16 protein-coding genes are annotated in these 14,822 nt (G+C 60.5%); 5 read left to right on the forward strand and 11 right to left on the reverse strand.

Annotated features, from left to right (window positions below):
* Positions 1–223 precede the first annotated feature (223 nt).
* Together BLW69_RS18835 and BLW69_RS18840 are read left to right on the forward strand one after the other, a co-directional pair.
* The gene (locus BLW69_RS18835) at positions 224–475 is read left to right on the forward strand and encodes a formate dehydrogenase subunit delta (RefSeq protein ID WP_244508906.1); all 252 of its coding nucleotides are present in this window, start codon (positions 224–226) and stop codon (positions 473–475) included.
* Positions 476–602: 127 nt separating this feature from the next.
* Positions 603–2,258 (forward strand): OFA family MFS transporter, encoded by a 1,656-nt coding sequence (locus tag BLW69_RS18840; RefSeq protein WP_092664170.1) that lies wholly within the window; start codon positions 603–605, stop codon positions 2,256–2,258.
* Positions 2,259–2,323: 65 nt separating this feature from the next.
* Here BLW69_RS18840 and BLW69_RS18845 read toward each other — a convergent pair whose 3' ends face one another.
* From BLW69_RS18845 to BLW69_RS18885, 9 genes are all read right to left on the reverse strand, one after another.
* Positions 2,324–4,213 (reverse strand): bifunctional sugar phosphate isomerase/epimerase/4-hydroxyphenylpyruvate dioxygenase family protein, encoded by a 1,890-nt coding sequence (locus tag BLW69_RS18845; protein ID WP_092664172.1) that lies wholly within the window; start codon positions 4,211–4,213, stop codon positions 2,324–2,326.
* A gap of 81 nt (positions 4,214–4,294) precedes the next feature.
* Positions 4,295–5,071 carry an amino acid ABC transporter ATP-binding protein gene (locus tag BLW69_RS18850; RefSeq protein WP_092664174.1) on the reverse strand — a complete coding sequence of 259 codons (777 nt, stop codon included), beginning with the start codon at positions 5,069–5,071 and terminating at the stop codon, positions 4,295–4,297.
* A gap of 16 nt (positions 5,072–5,087) precedes the next feature.
* Complete coding sequence (locus BLW69_RS18855; protein ID WP_062459043.1) at positions 5,088–5,732, reverse strand: amino acid ABC transporter permease; 645 nt, start codon at positions 5,730–5,732, stop codon at positions 5,088–5,090.
* 13 nt (positions 5,733–5,745) lie between these two features.
* On the reverse strand, positions 5,746–6,408 hold the full coding sequence (locus BLW69_RS18860) for an amino acid ABC transporter permease (protein WP_092664176.1): 663 nt from the start codon (positions 6,406–6,408) through the stop codon (positions 5,746–5,748).
* 37 nt (positions 6,409–6,445) lie between these two features.
* Positions 6,446–7,273, reverse strand: a complete 828-nt coding sequence (locus tag BLW69_RS18865) for an aldo/keto reductase (protein ID WP_092664178.1) — start codon at positions 7,271–7,273, stop codon at positions 6,446–6,448.
* A complete protein-coding gene (locus BLW69_RS18870) occupies positions 7,270–8,094 on the reverse strand; it encodes a sugar phosphate isomerase/epimerase family protein (RefSeq protein ID WP_092664180.1) in 825 nt (274 codons plus the stop codon). The genes BLW69_RS18865 and BLW69_RS18870 overlap by 4 nt, the downstream gene beginning before the upstream one ends.
* A complete protein-coding gene (locus BLW69_RS18875; RefSeq protein ID WP_092664182.1) occupies positions 8,091–9,152 on the reverse strand; it encodes a Gfo/Idh/MocA family protein in 1,062 nt (353 codons plus the stop codon). The genes BLW69_RS18870 and BLW69_RS18875 overlap by 4 nt, the downstream gene beginning before the upstream one ends.
* Complete coding sequence (aroQ, locus tag BLW69_RS18880) at positions 9,149–9,589, reverse strand: type II 3-dehydroquinate dehydratase (RefSeq protein ID WP_244508889.1); 441 nt, start codon at positions 9,587–9,589, stop codon at positions 9,149–9,151. The genes BLW69_RS18875 and aroQ overlap by 4 nt, the downstream gene beginning before the upstream one ends.
* Positions 9,590–9,675: 86 nt before the next feature.
* Positions 9,676–10,509 (reverse strand): transporter substrate-binding domain-containing protein, encoded by an 834-nt coding sequence (locus tag BLW69_RS18885; protein ID WP_082471667.1) that lies wholly within the window; start codon positions 10,507–10,509, stop codon positions 9,676–9,678.
* A 210-nt stretch (positions 10,510–10,719) separates the two neighbouring features.
* On the opposite strand from BLW69_RS18885, the gene BLW69_RS18890 reads away from it, so the two are divergent.
* Positions 10,720–11,409, forward strand: coding sequence for a TetR family transcriptional regulator (locus tag BLW69_RS18890; RefSeq protein ID WP_092664184.1), 690 nt, complete (start codon positions 10,720–10,722; stop codon positions 11,407–11,409).
* Here BLW69_RS18890 and BLW69_RS18895 read toward each other — a convergent pair.
* Positions 11,382–12,287 carry an NAD-dependent epimerase/dehydratase family protein gene (locus tag BLW69_RS18895; RefSeq protein ID WP_092664186.1) on the reverse strand — a complete coding sequence of 302 codons (906 nt, stop codon included), beginning with the start codon at positions 12,285–12,287 and terminating at the stop codon, positions 11,382–11,384. The genes BLW69_RS18890 and BLW69_RS18895 overlap by 28 nt on opposite strands.
* On the reverse strand, positions 12,284–12,982 hold the full coding sequence (locus tag BLW69_RS18900; RefSeq protein ID WP_092664188.1) for a hypothetical protein: 699 nt from the start codon (positions 12,980–12,982) through the stop codon (positions 12,284–12,286). Before BLW69_RS18900 ends, BLW69_RS18895 begins: the two co-directional genes overlap by 4 nt.
* A gap of 198 nt (positions 12,983–13,180) precedes the next feature.
* Here BLW69_RS18900 and BLW69_RS18905 point away from each other — a divergent pair, with 198 nt between their 5' ends.
* Positions 13,181–13,921 carry an SDR family NAD(P)-dependent oxidoreductase gene (locus BLW69_RS18905; protein ID WP_092664190.1) on the forward strand — a complete coding sequence of 247 codons (741 nt, stop codon included), beginning with the start codon at positions 13,181–13,183 and terminating at the stop codon, positions 13,919–13,921.
* Between the two features lie 9 nt (positions 13,922–13,930).
* Positions 13,931–14,749 (forward strand): sugar phosphate isomerase/epimerase family protein, encoded by an 819-nt coding sequence (locus tag BLW69_RS18910; protein ID WP_092664192.1) that lies wholly within the window; start codon positions 13,931–13,933, stop codon positions 14,747–14,749.
* Positions 14,750–14,822: the final 73 nt, after the last annotated feature.

The raw sequence follows: 14,822 nt of genomic DNA on the forward strand, positions 1-14,822 counted from the left end.
CGTAACGGAAACAGTGCAACTCGCTCAATCTCGGTACCAGCCAATCATACGATAGGTTTCAGCTATCATAGCCGGAGAAATTCGGTTGCGCGGATCGGCGGGACCTATCGCGCTCCGTCCATGAAGGGTCGCTTCATCGCCATCGGAGTTTCTAACGATGTCGCATGATCAGTTGGACACGAGCGTGCCCGATGAACATCACGGCCACGAAAAGCTGGTCCGAATGGCAAACCAGATCGCAACATTTTTCCTGTCGCAGCCGGAAGGCGTGCGGATGGATGGCGTTGCCACGCATATCAATAAATTTTGGGAGCCGCGCATGCGCCGGCACCTTTTCGAGCATCTCGATGCCGGCGGCGCAGGGCTGCTGCCGCTCGTCGTTGAGGCTTCGACACTGATCCGTCGTCCGGGAGAACCGGACCGGCCGGGTATCGGAACCAAAGAGGGAACTACCGGGGGTGCTTCCGGCAGTTAGGGAACGGGGCCAGATCAAACCGCTTTCCGGACGATCACACCGGACAGCATCACGTGAGCCCGCCTTCAGCTGGAGGGCGGTTGCGGGAGCACGTTGAACGCCATTACTCAGAGAGGGATTTTCTTTTATGGCAGTTGCAGGAACAGCAGGAGGCGGCGTCGTTGACGCGGGCCTCCTGGATAAGGAACGTATTATCGCAAAACCGGGCTTCAACCGTTGGCTTGTACCGCCGGCAGCCCTCGCTATCCACCTTTGCATCGGCATGGCCTATGGCTTCAGCGTATTCTGGCTGCCGCTTTCGCGCGCCATTCCCGGTGCGGCCGACCCGTCATGCACAGGAATGGGCCTGCTGACGGCCCTGTTTACAACAAGCTGCAACTGGCGCGTTGCCGATCTCGGCTGGATCTACACGCTCTTCTTCGTGTTGCTGGGTTGCTCCGCCGCCATCTGGGGCGGCTGGCTTGAAAAAGTAGGACCACGCAAGGCTGGTTTCGTCTCGGCATGCTGCTGGTGCGGTGGCATTCTCGTCGCAGCCATGGGCGTCATGACCCACCAGCTTTGGCTGATGTGGGTAGGCGCCGGCGTGATCGGCGGCATCGGTCTCGGTCTCGGCTACATCTCGCCGGTATCGACGCTGATCAAGTGGTTCCCGGACCGCCGCGGCATGGCGACAGGCATGGCGATCATGGGCTTCGGCGGCGGCGCAATGATTGGCGCTCCGCTTGCCAACCTTCTGATGAACTTCTTCAAGACCGACGTGTCTGTCGGCGTGTGGCAGACTTTCATCGCCATGGCGGCGATCTACTTCTGCTTCATGATGGGCGGCGCTTTTGGCTACCGCATCCCGCCGGCAGGATGGCGTCCTGAAGGCTGGACACCGCCGGCTTCCAAGTCGACGATGATCACGACGAAGCACGTTCACCTCCGTGACGCACACAAGACAAAGCAGTTCTGGCTCATCTGGGCCGTGCTTTGCTTGAACGTCTCGGCCGGTATCGGCGTTATCGGCATGGCATCGCCCATGCTGCAGGAAATCTTCGCCGGTTCTCTGATCGGTCTGCCGGACGTCGCGTTCGCGCAGCTCGACGCTGGACAGAAGGCACAGATCGCAGCAATCGCTGCAGGCTTCACTGGCCTTCTGTCGCTCTTCAACATCGGCGGACGCTTTGTCTGGGCCTCGCTCTCCGACAAGCTCGGCCGCAAGAACACCTACTACACGTTCTTCATCCTCGGCATCATCCTCTACGCCACCGCACCGACACTTGCCAACCTCGGCAACAAGGGTCTGTTCGTTCTGGCATTCGGCATCATCCTGTCGATGTACGGCGGCGGCTTCGCAACCATCCCGGCCTATCTTGCCGATATCTTCGGAACCCAGTTCGTCGGCGCGATCCATGGTCGCCTTCTGACTGCCTGGGCGACTGCCGGAATCGTTGGTCCGGTCGTCGTGAACTACATTCGCGAAGCGCAGATTGCTGCCGGCGTTGCGCCGGGACCGGCTCTCTACACCGGCACGATGTATATTCTTGCGGGCATGCTGGTGCTTGGCCTCATCGCCAACTCGCTGGTGCGGCCACTTGCCGACAAGTGGTTTATGTCCGACGCAGAGGTTGCCTCGCTGCAGGCAAAGACTGCCGCTGCAAATTCCGGTCCAACCGGTTCATTCGGCATCGGCAAGGGCGGCTTCTCCGCTCAGGCCGCTCTCGCCTGGGCCGTCGTCGGCATCCCCATGATCTGGGGCATCTGGGTCACGCTGAAAAGCAGCCTGGTTCTGTTCGGCTAAGCCAAAAACGCATGAGGGGCCGGCCTACCCGGCCGGCCCCTCATCACCAAAGGCTCCCGCGACGCCTAAAGCCGTGGCACACCTTCCGGCCTGATCTGCTTCTTCAGGGCCGCAATGCGGAAGATCGCATTCGCAGCGCCATAACCGCGATAATCGCGCCGCTGGACGATCTCGAAGAAGAAGCCCTCACCGAACGTGCCGCTATAGAGCTGAAAATATTCGCCGTTCTCGTCCCGGTCGTAGAGAATGTTCTCGGCTTTGAGCCTCTCCGTCAGGTCGGGATCGAGACCGAAGCGGGTTTCGAGGTCGCCATAATAGTTCGGCGAGATCGGCAAGGGACGGAAGCCGTTCGCCTTCAGGGCCGCGGCCGTCGCTAAGATATCCGCAGTTTCGAATGCCAGATGCTGGATGCCGGAGCCGAATGTCTCCGCAATAAAATGCCCAGCAAGCGTTCGCCGGTTTTCCGCACCATTGAGCGTAATGCGAAGCGAGCCTTGCGGCGCTTCAACGACCTGGCTGCGCACCACGCCGGACGGGTCGATGATATCGACCATCGGTGTCTTCTGCATCTCGAAGATCGAGGTGTAGAACAGGACCCAGGTGAGCATTTCCTCATACGCCACAGTTTGCGCGATATGATCGACGCTCAGGAGGTGGGCATCCTGCTTCTTATGCTCATCATCGACTGGGGCGAAATCGATATCCCATATCCTGGAAAGATCCGTCTTGTCATCGAGCAGGTAGATCAGCCCACCGCCGACACCACGAATAGAGGGGATCGTTACCTCGCCGGTTTCGACAGGCTGATTGAACACTTCGGCGCCCAATGCCACCGCACGATCCATCGCATCGCGCGCGTCGTCCACTTTCAATGCCATTGCATAGGCCGAGGTGCCGTGGACGGCATAGGATGCGCTGGCAAACCCCATCTCGTCCGTATTCAAAAGCAGTTTGATATTGCCTTGCGAGAACACGCTGACTTTCTTGCTGCGGTGCTGTGCGGTCTTCGAGAAACCGAGCGTGCGCAGGATGCCGGCCAGTTCTCCGGCATCGGTCTCGCTTGCCGAAAATTCGACGAAGCCGACCCCTTGCACGGCGCTGCGGTCCGGCATGACCGGGAGCGTCAGGCCCGAAGCATTCGGATTGCGCCGCACCCGATCTCCGAGCGTGATCAGCGACCGGTGACCGTCTGCGGCAATCGCTTTTGCCGAGCCACCCCGGAACTGGTCATTGAATATCTCCAGCGAGAAATAGCCGTCATAGCCGGTTTCAGCGACGACACTGGTAAACGCTTCGACCTGCAGATCCCCCTCGCCCGGCATGTTGCGGAAGTGACGGCTCCAGTAAAGCAGATCCATATCGATCAACGGCGCATCGGCCAGCTGGACGATGAAGATCTTTTCCTTCGGGATGGAGCGGATCGAATTGATGTCGATCTGCCGCGACAGCGTGTGGAAGCTGTCGAGGATGATGCCGATATTCGGGTGATTGGTGCGCCGGACAACCTCCCAGGCATCGCGGTGATCGGAAATGTGTTTGCCCCAGGCAAGCGCCTCGTAACCGACTTTCAAACCACGCTTGGCAGCGCGTTCCCCGAGTTCGTGAAAATCCGCCACCGCCCGGTCGATACCGCCGAGCGCGAGCGGCGATACGTTGGAGCACACGAGAACCAGATCGGTCCCAAGCTCCTGCATGATATCGAACTTGCGTTCCGCCCGGTCGAACAGGCGGGAACGGTGCGGTTCCGGCATGCCCTCGAAATCACGGAACGGCTGGAACAGGGTAATCTCCAGTCCGTGATCGCGCACCATGCGCCCGACATCGGCAGGCGTACCGTCGAAAGCCAGGAAGTCGTTTTCGAATATCTCGACACCGCTGAACCCCGCCTGCGCAATCGCTGCAAGCTTTTCCGGAAGTTCGCCGCTGATCGATACGGTCGCTATGGACGTCTTCATGACTTGCCCTCGTTTGCTCTAGCCTCGTTTGCGATGTGCCTTAAGCGCTTGCGCATGCAGATACGCGCCTTGTACGCGAGTTCAATGCGACAGGATCTCGCCCAGGAATGCGCGGGTCCGTGGATGTGCGGGTGCGCTGAAGAAACTTTCGGGATCGTTTTCCTCGACGATCTCGCCATCGGCCATGAAGATGACGCGGTCGGCGACCTGGCGGGCGAAACCCATTTCGTGCGTGACGCAGATCATCGTCATGCCGTCACGGGCGAGCGACACCATCGTATCGAGCACTTCCTTGACCATTTCAGGGTCGAGCGCCGAGGTTGGCTCGTCAAACAGCATCGCTTTGGGTTCCATGCAGAGAGCCCGGGCAATCGCGACGCGCTGCTGCTGGCCGCCGGAAAGCTGGGCCGGGTACTTGTCGGCCTGATCGCCGATGCGGACCCGTTCCAGATATTTGCGGGCCGTCTTTTCCGCCTCGGGACGCGACAGTTTGCGCACGCGCATGGGCGCGAGAATGCAGTTTTCGAGCACCGTCTTGTGCGGAAACAGGTTGAATTGCTGGAAGACCATCCCGACTTCGCGGCGCACCGCATCGATCGCCTTCTGGTCATCCTTCACGGTATGGCCCGATACGACGATCTTGCCACCCTGGCTTGCTTCCAGCCGGTTGATACAGCGGATCAGCGTCGACTTGCCCGATCCCGACGGACCGCAGAGAACGATCTTTTCGCCCTTCGCCACCGTCAGGTTGACTTTCTTGAGGGCGTAGAATGCGCCGTACCACTTCTCCACGTCGCGCATCATGATCATCGGCTCTTTGCCGGTCGGCTGGGCGTTGGTGTTGGTCACAATTGCCATGGTCATTTTCCCTATTCTATCTTGCCAAACCGGCGGACATACGCCGCTCGATGCGTCGTCCCCACAGGGACAGCGGCCAACACATTGCGAAATACATGGCGCCGACGACGCCGAACACGAGAAGCGGCTGGTAGATCTGGTTGGAGACGATCGAACCGGCACGCGTCAGCTCGATGAAGCCGACGATGGCAGCAAGCGACGTGCCTTTCAGAAGCTGGACCAGGAAGCCGACGGTTGCCGGCAGCGACAGCTTGAACGCCTGCGGCATGATGACGTCGAACATCAGGCTGCGGGTGTGGAGGCCGAGCGCATCGGCAGCTTCGGTCTGGCCCTTCGGCACGGCCTCAATCGCACCGCGCCAGATTTCGCCCAGAAATGCCGAAGCATGCGCAGTCAGCGCGATGCCGACGGCAGCCCATCCGGGCAGATCGAAGCCCAGAAGCGGTAGGCCGAAATAGGCGACGAAGAGCTGCATCAGAAGCGGCGTGCCCTGGAAGAGCCCGATCCAGCCGATTGCGATATAACGGACCAAGGCGATCCTCGACACCCGCATCAGCGCCACGATGACGCCCGAGATGATGCCGCCGACAAAGGCCATGGCGGTCAGGACAAGTGTCCAGCCGAGGCCTTGCAGCAGGTAGGTCAGTTCTTGGTATCCCATATCCTGGTCCTCCTCAGCGCTGCGGATAGTTGAAGGCACGCCGGCCGATGGCGGCAAGCGTCCACATGGTCACCATCGAAATGACGAGGTAGATCCCGGTCAGGGTGAAATAGGTCTCGAAACTGCGGAAGGTTTCAGCCTCGATACGCTGGCCGACCGATGTCAGCTCATAAGCCGAAATCGAGGTGCAGATCGCCGTCGTCAGCGTCAGCAGGATGAACTGGCTCGACAGCGAGGGATAGATGGCCCGCAGCGCCGGCTTCAGCACGATCATCCGGAAGACTTCGTGATTGTGGAGACCCAGCGCCAGCCCGGCTTCGGTCTGTCCCTTGGGAATGCTTTCCACACCACCGCGAATAATCTCGATCGCATAGGCGCCACCGTTCAACCCCAGCGCCAGAACAGCGGTCATGGTCGGATTGAGCCGGACGCCGGCCAGAGGCAGCGCAAAGAAGATGAAGTAGATCTGCACGAGGAAAGGCGTGTTGCGGATCACCTCGACGAAAGCTGTGACGAGAAAGGACGGGATGACCATGTTCGTTCTGAGGATCGCCACGCCCAGCACGCCGATAACAGTCGCAATCATCATGCCGGCTACGGCCAGGAACAGGGTTCCCAACGTGCCATAGACCAGCGATTGCCAAGCATCGGTGACGACGCTGAAATCAAGTGTCATGTTCTACCTCCCTCATTGCCTTCACCATCGCCGCTTGTCAGTCCCAATCGGGTTCCCACTCGAAACGGGAATAGCGCTCGCCACGCGCCAGAGCATGAATGGCGGCCACGTCTTCCGACGACAGTTCAAAATCGAATATGTCCATATTGGACTTGATGTTTTCGGCCTTTGCGGAGCGCGGAATGGCACCGACAATGTCTTGCTGCACATGCCAGCGCAACGTGATCTGGCCGGCCGATTTGCCGTATTTCGCGCCGAGCTCGGTCAGCAGCTTGGAGCTGAACACCTTGCCGCGGGCAATCGGCTGATAGGCATTGAGCAGCATGTCTGCCCGGCGCATGCGCTCGAGCAGTTTTTCCTGCGACAGAAATGGATGGTATTCGACCTGATTGCAAAACAGCTCGGCCTTGTGGACGTCGAGCGCCTCGTCGAGCAATGCCACGGTAAAATTGCTGACACCGATCAGCCTTGTCTTGCCCTCGGATTTTGCCCGCGCGAATGCGTCGAGCGTTTCGCCAAGGGGCACGTCTTTGGTTGGCCAGTGAACGAGGAGCAGATCGACATAGTCGAAACCCAGCCGCTCCAGGCTCTCATCAACGCGCACCGCGACCGTTTCCGGGTCCAGATCGTTGAACCAGATCTTGGTGGTGACGAAGAGCTCGTCCCGCGCAACGCCGCTTTGGCGAATGGCGTTGCCGACCTCGACTTCGTTTCCATAGCGTATCGCGGTATCGATCTGGCGGTAGCCGAGTTCGATGGCGGTACGGATTGCCGCCTCGCCTTCCGGTCCCTTCAGTTCGAAGGTGCCGAGGCCGAGGCTCGGGATATCCACGCCCTGGATGGTCTTTATTTGCAAGCCGGTCATTGGCCCTCGTCGGATTCGGGTTCGAGAATTCTGCGCGACGCGATCAGCGTTCGCTTGGCCCATTCTGCAGCGGAAAGGCCAGCCGATTGCTCGTCGTTGGGGATTTCCACAGCGACCGGCAGATCCGCCGGCATCGCCGCAAACATGCCGGCAAGGTCGAGCTCCCCCTCGCCCGGCAGAAGCCGCGCGTGGCGGGCCGTGTAGTTCAGTTCTTCCCGCGTCTCCGGGATCTTGGCCGGAGCGTCGCAGATCTGCGCGTAGTTCAACCACTTGCGCGGCACAGCAGTGATCTCTTCGATGGTCGTGCGGGCCCGCGAGACATGCAGCGTATCGATGATGACGCCCTGGTTCGGCTGGTTGGCCGCAGTCAGGACGCGCGTGGCGGCTGCGAGATCCCGCAGCTCCGATTGCGGCATGAATTCGAGATCCATCGAGAGGCCGAACGGACGTGCAGCCTCACAGAGTTTGACAAAGGAAGCCGTCAGGCGCCCTTCGTCGGCATCGTCACCGGCAACAAGAATGGCGCGGGCGCCGAGCTGGCCGGCACATTCGAGAAACGGCAGCAGCGGTTCCGGATCGAAATCCGGTGAAATGCGGATCATCTCGATATCGAACACTGCGACGCCGCTGTCGGCCATGAGGCTTATCAGCGATTTCACGCGCGCCGGGTCATCCATCAGCGGATAGGCAAGACCGCCGGGAAAGGCCGGCATCAGGCGCAGGCCGAGATAGTCGTAGCCGGCCTCAGCCGCCGCACGCACCGCTTTTTCCGGTGCAACGCCGAGTCCGGTCAGGAAAGAGAGGGACCACTTACGTTTCATGCCGCCACCTTTGCCGGTGCAAGCATTTCGGCGAGCGTCACCGTGCGATCCTCGCGGCCAGCGAGATCGACCGCAAGTGTTGCCGCAAGCGTCGACATGCCGTCGCGCGCGCTGATCAGCGGCTTTGCCTCGCCACGGATCACATCGACGAAGTGGTCAAGCTGGTTGACATAGGTCAGCGAGCCATCGCCGGGGCGGTATTCGCGAACCAGCGGATGCTGCCAGTGATCGTTTTCTTCCGCGTGCCGCCACAAATACATGTCGGACACAGACAGTGCTGCCTTTCGCCCGGCGAGGAAAAGGCACGGACCGGGCTGCGCCGGATGATAAAGCGCCTGGCCGGACGTGTATTCCCAGGCCCAGGGGCTGACCGCTGCGTCCGAGATCAGAAACGTGCCGAGCACGCCGTTGACGAAGCGGATCGAAATGCTTGCAGTGTCTTCCACCTCAAAGCCGCGGCGGGCCGAGGATGTGAAGGCGCGGATGCTTTCGATCTCGCCGACCAGATAGCGCAGCACGTCGATGTCGTGGATGAGGTTGATCAACAACACGCCGCCGCCGCGCTTGCGCCGCCATTCGGAGTTAAAATAGTCGTCCGGCTTGTCGAACAGGGTCATGCCGCTGACGGCGACCAGCGGTCCGAGTTCTCCAGCGTCGATAGCGCGTTTGGCGGAACGGATATCGGGGCTGTGGCGGCGCTGATGACCAACAAGGACGGCCACGCCGCTTCGCTCCGACGCCTCGACGATGCGGGCAGCCGAAGCGATGCTTTCGGCGATCGGCTTTTCGATCATGCAGGGTACGCCGCGCTCGATGCAGGCGATAGCGGCCGGCGTATGAAGATTGTTCGGCAGCGCGATGATGGCGCCGTCGGGCTTTGCCTCATCGAGCATGGTGTCGTAGTCGGTGAAGTACGGGACGGAGTGCCGCGCGGCGAGTTCTGCTGCGGCGGGTGACGGATCGCAGATCGCGGCTAACTCGGCGCGGCGGTTGGACACCAGGAGGTCGGCATGTTCGCGGCCGATCAGACCTGCACCCATCAGACCGACGCGGGTCATTGCGTCATCTCCGCCATGGCCCGCAGAGCGAGGCGATAGCCGTAGGCACCGAAGCCAGCCATGACTGCCGTCGCGGTCTTGGAGACGAGCGACTTGTGATAGATTTCCTCGCGCTGGTGCACGTTCGAAATGTGCAGCTCGATCTTCGGCTTGTCGAAGGTCTTCAGCGCATCCAGAATTGCGATCGATGTGAACGTGTAGGCGGCCGGATTGATGATGATGCCGGCGGCATCATGGCGGGCCGCATGAATGGATTCGATGATCTCGCCTTCGAAATTCGACTGGCGGAAGTCAATCGCGACGCCGAGTTCGGCAGCGTCGGTTTCCAGCCAGCCACGGATTTCGTCGAGCGTCGTGCGGCCGTAGATATCCGGCTCGCGCTGACCGAGAAGATTAAGATTGGGTCCGTTCAAGATAAAGATCGTGCGCATGTCCATGCCTTTTGCTGCAGATCGGGGCGCGCTTTTCCAATCGTGGCTGCGCGCCCCGTTTCGTCATGCGGTCGTGGAATCGACGCTAACTTTTACTGTACGGTGAAGGGGATGCCTTCGAGCTTTTCCGGGAAGTTCGGAAGCGCGTCTGCGGCCAGCCACTTCTTGTTGATCGCTTCGAGACGGCCGTCGGCCTTGATCTTGTCGATGAACTTGTTCAGCCAGTCGTTGATTTCCTTGTCGCCGAGCTTGGTGGTGACGCCCATCCACTGTTCGTTGAAGACCAGCTTCTGTTCGTAGTCGTTGCCTGGCGATGCACGGTCGAGGTTGATCTTGTAGGTCGTGTTGCCACCGATCGCATCGACCTGGCCGGAGACGAGCGCCTGGATGTTGGAGCTGTCGTCGTCGAAGCGGCGGATGTTGGGAACGTCACCCAGAAGGGTGGTGATCGCCTTGTCCTGGGCTGCGCCGCGTGGCACGCCGATGCGCAGGCTCTTGGCGTCCTCGATCGCGGTGATCTTGTTCTTGGCGCTCGACAGAAGAATGATCTTCAGGCCTGCATAAGGCTTGCTGAACTGCACAGCCTTGGCGCGATCCGGATACATGCCCATCACGGCCATCTGCAGATCGACCTTGCCGGTCAGAAGGTTCGGGATGCGGGCCGAGACGGCGTTCGGTACGAACTCGACCTTGACGCCCATTTCCTCGCCGATCAGCTTGGCCACGTCGACGTCATAGCCGATGTTCTGGCCGCTGGCGTCGATCGAGCCCCATGGTGCCTGTTCGCCCATGACGCCGACCCGGATGACGCCTGCGCTCTTGATCTTCTCAAGAGCCTGCGCATGGGCAGCGGATGCACCGAGCGCCATGCTGACGCCTGCAACGAGCGTCAATGCGAGTGTGCGGAATGAAAATTTGCCTGGCATGAATTGTCCTCCTCAGGGTTGATGCCTTTTGTTGTCAGGGCCGCGACTCCTCTTCGCAACCCAGACGGAAATACCCGTATTTCAATTAACCAACCAGTTGGTTGATGTCAATCGACGTGCTATTCCTGCTCGCGGATTGATTGCTTACACTTAAGCCGCTGCTCCCTGTTGCCTGCTGTGGTAACGGGGCCGCGAGGCCGAGGAATTGAGATGACGACCACCGAAAACATGTCCGCTGATACAAGCCTTGACCCGGGCCAAAGGTCGCCGGAAAGGCGCAGACGCTTTTTGCTGGAATCGGCAATCACAGAATTTTCGACCTACGGAATCGGTGGCGCACGGGTCGATCGCATCGCTCAGCGCGCGAATTCCAACAAGGCGATGGTCTACCACTACTTCGGCAGCAAGGAGGATCTCTACCTTGCCGCGATGGAGCATCTTTACACCGGCATCCGCAGTGCCGAAGACGCGCTCGTGCTCGATCCGGAAGATCCCGTCGGTGCGATGAAGGCGCTGATCGCCTTTACCTTCCGGTATTATCTCGACAACCCCGCCTTCGTCCGAATGATCAACACCGAAAACCTGCACGGCGCAGCGCATCTGCAGTCGGCCGGCGACATGAAGGGGCTTAACAGCTCGGTCGTGACGAAGGTCTCGACGATCCTCGATATCGGTGCCGCAAAGGGCCTTTTCCGACGCGTGGACCCTCTCGATCTCTACATCTCGATTTCCGCCCTCGGCTTTACCTATGTTTCCAATCGCCACACGCTGAAGGTCCTGTTCGGACGCGACCTCATGGCTGCAGACGCGGTCGAGGCACGCCTGGAAACCATGACCGACATGATCCTGCGATATGTCGCTGCGGACGGTCATCAGCCCCTCCCCGCGATCGATCGGTAATGGGCGACAGTCTGTGATATTCCCTGCCGGAGGGGAGTAACCGGGATCGGGCCCAGCAGAGCCTGATTGTCGGTAGCTTTGATATCCGGCGCCATCGGCACAGCTGGGCCGCCAAAATCAATGTTTGCGCCGGGGATCTCGGCTCTGATAGCTGCGATCACATCAGGCACGTCCTCGCAGGCACCGCCGACCGAAAACGCGTGCGCTCCCTCGAACGGTCGTGTTGCCGCAGCCGCGAAGGCTGCTGCAACATCGGCGACGAAAACGAGATCCTGCGGACCGGAATATCCGATCGTGTAGGCATTGCCGAGAACCGCTTCGCGGCAGGCAAGCGTTGGGCCCGCCGTAAGTCCGCTTTCGCGCCCTGGCCCGTAGACCACCGTCGGTCGGAGGCCAATGCTGGCAATGCCCGCATCGGCCCAGTACGCGCGGGCGCTTCCTTCGCAGGCAAGCTTGAAGGCACCGTAATGCGTGACCGGATGCGGCGTCGTTCCGTCATCGGGGCCAAAAACGGCAGCGCTGCTGGCATAGGCGATCCGCGCAATGCCGTTAGCCTTGGCTGCTTCGAACACGTTCAGCGTGCCGATCAGGTTCACCGTCGCGCCTAAAACAGGATCGCTCTTGCAGGGCGGCGTCAACAGAGCCGCGAGATGAATAATGGATGCGCAATCTTTTGCAGCGGCCTTCACCGCAGCGCCATCGGTTATATCGCCCTGAACCCACTCGACGTGATCCGCTTCGTCGCCAGCGATTTCCCGCAATATGCGGCGGTCGGTCGAACGGTCGAAGATCCGTACGTCATGCCCTTCGGCCTTCAACGCCTTGAGGATCCAGCCGCCCAAAAAGCCGGCGCCTCCCGTCACAAGTATCCGGGTCATGCGGCGCCCCGCATATCTTCCGAGGTGAGCGAGAAGGCGGTCTCATAGATATCAGTGACCGGCGCTTGAAGGATGCCGCTTTCAACTGCCAGCCGCTCCACCTCGGGCAAGGCCGCCCGCAGTCCTGCGCTCGACGACCCCTCGACCAGAACGACGACGTCGAAGACAGTCTCGTTCATTACAGCCCGCAGCTCGGTTTCCTTGGTGCGGACGCTCGAAACCTCGTTGCGGGAAACACCGACGTGGACGCAGGAGACACCACGCACCGCGAGCATCGTGTCCGCGAGTGCCTGAGCATTTGCCCGCAGCCGGGTCTCGCCATCGTCGCCCGAAAGATCGAAGCGGATCGTCGCCATGCTGCCACCGTCACCATGGCCTGCCTCAGCAATGCGTTCGCAGGCGACGCGCAGAAAATTACGGAAACTCGGCGCAACAGCCGTCGTCCAGGGTGTCGGGTTGTTCAAACGCTCGAGGTAGTCGGGGGAACGGAATGTCTCCAGTGTCTCGCCGGAATAGACGGTGCCGAAAACATAGCGTGAGGCAGAAGGAGCATGCAGCCGCTTGCCGGTCCTGAAACCCGGGATCGAAAGGCGCTCCGGCATATGTTCACGGGTATGCCATTCGATATATTCGGCATGCCCGCCCTCTTCGATGTCGTGCCAGATCGCCAGAAAGGCGTTGCCGTTCATTCCCATCGTCTTCTCCTCCCATTCACTCGCCCTGCATCCTCAGCGCTTGACAAGCCGGTCATTTGCGACCCATGTAGGCCACTAGAATGTTAGTATGCTACAATTGCCAAGCGCTAGGTTCCAACCAAACGGATGCGTGATGACAACGAACGAAAAGAAAGCGGCTCTTGGGAAACGGGTCGTAATGCCAGGGAGGAGATACACATGGCGAACCAGGAAACACCTCGCGTTGCGATCGTCACAGGGGGGGCCGGCGGGCTCGGATTTCCGATCGCAGCAAGACTTGCGGCCAAGGGCCACAAGGTCGCGCTATGGGACATCAACAAGGAAGGGGTCGAAGAGGCTGCTGCCAAACTTCCGGGCGCCAAGGGTTATGTGGTCAACGTCATGGACCCCGCAGCCGTCGAGGAAGCTACGGTGCAAGCGGTCGCGGACCTGGGGCCGCTCGGCATTCTCGTGACCTGCGCCGGTCACAACGGCCCGCTCGAAAAATTCGTCGATTACCCGCATGACGGCTGGCGTTTTGTGATGTCGCTCAATCTCGATGCGGTCTTCTACTGCTGCCAATCGGCGGTTCGGCAAATGCTGAAGACCGGCTATGGCCGCATCGTCAATATCGCCTCGATCGCCGGCAAGGAAGGCAATCCCAACGCGGTCGCCTACTCCGCTTCGAAGGCGGGCGTTATCGGCCTGACGAAATCGATCGGCAAGGAACTGGCAACGACGCAGATCCGCGTCAACTGCGTGACGCCGGCTGCGATCGAAACGGAAATGATGAACCAGCTGACACCGGAATTCAAAGCCTATGTAACAGCGAAGATCCCTGTCGGTCGCCTCGGCGAAGCGGAGGAAGTCGCATCGCTCGTCAACTGGCTGGCGTCTGAGGAATGCTCGTTCTCGACCGGCGCCGTGTTCGACGTCTCCGGCGGCCGCGCGACGTATTGAGGTCGCACAATGTATAAGCAACATCCCCTTTCGCTCGCCTATCTGACCGTGTTCGGTTGTCCTCCGGTCGAGAACGTCAGGATCGCAGCCGCCTGCGGTTACGATCTCGTCAGCCTGCGGCTGATTGCTCCACACGGGCTGGAGCTTGCCCATCCAATCGTTGGGAACCAGAAGCTGATCCGCGAAATCAACGCCGCGGCGTCGGACACGGGCATGTCGTTCTACGACGGCGAGGTGTTCACCCTCCTGCCGGAGACGGACATCAAAACCTGGCTTCCGGTGATCGAGACTGCCGGTGAATTCGCAATGCCGATCATGCAGATCACCTGCGAGGACCCGGATCTTTCCCGAGCAGCAGACAATCTCGGCCGCATTGCCGACGCGGCGGCGCAATACGGCATCAAAATGTCGATCGAGTTCATGCGTTGGCGTTCCACTGCCAACATCCATGATGCAAGCCGCCTGGCGAGTGCGACGGGCCGGAACAATGTCGGCCTTCTGATCGACGCGCTGCACCTGTCACGCTCCGGCGGCAGCCCCGCCGATGTCGCAAGCCTGCCGAAGGGCCAGGCGCTGTATCTCCAGCTTTGCGATGCGCCGGCCGAGCAACCGGCAGACAACGCCGGTTGCATTGCCGAGGCACGCACTGCCCGGATGTTTCCAGGCGACGGCGGCCTGTGGTTGAAGGATCTGATGGCCGCCCTGCCCGCAGATGTCGTAATCAGCGTCGAGACCCCGCATAAAGGAGACGCGGCGCTCAGCTTCATGCAGCGGGCCGAAGGGGGAATGGCTGCCACGCGGCGCTTCCTCGACGAGATCTCCACCTGACAAGCACCCTCAGGGAATGTTGCCTCACTCCCTGAGGGCGCGTACAGAATTCGGTTATGCCGCGTCGGAGCGT

The sequence above is a fragment of the Rhizobium sp. NFR12 genome, assembly GCF_900108545.1.
Classification (GTDB): domain Bacteria; phylum Pseudomonadota; class Alphaproteobacteria; order Rhizobiales; family Rhizobiaceae; genus Neorhizobium; species Neorhizobium soli.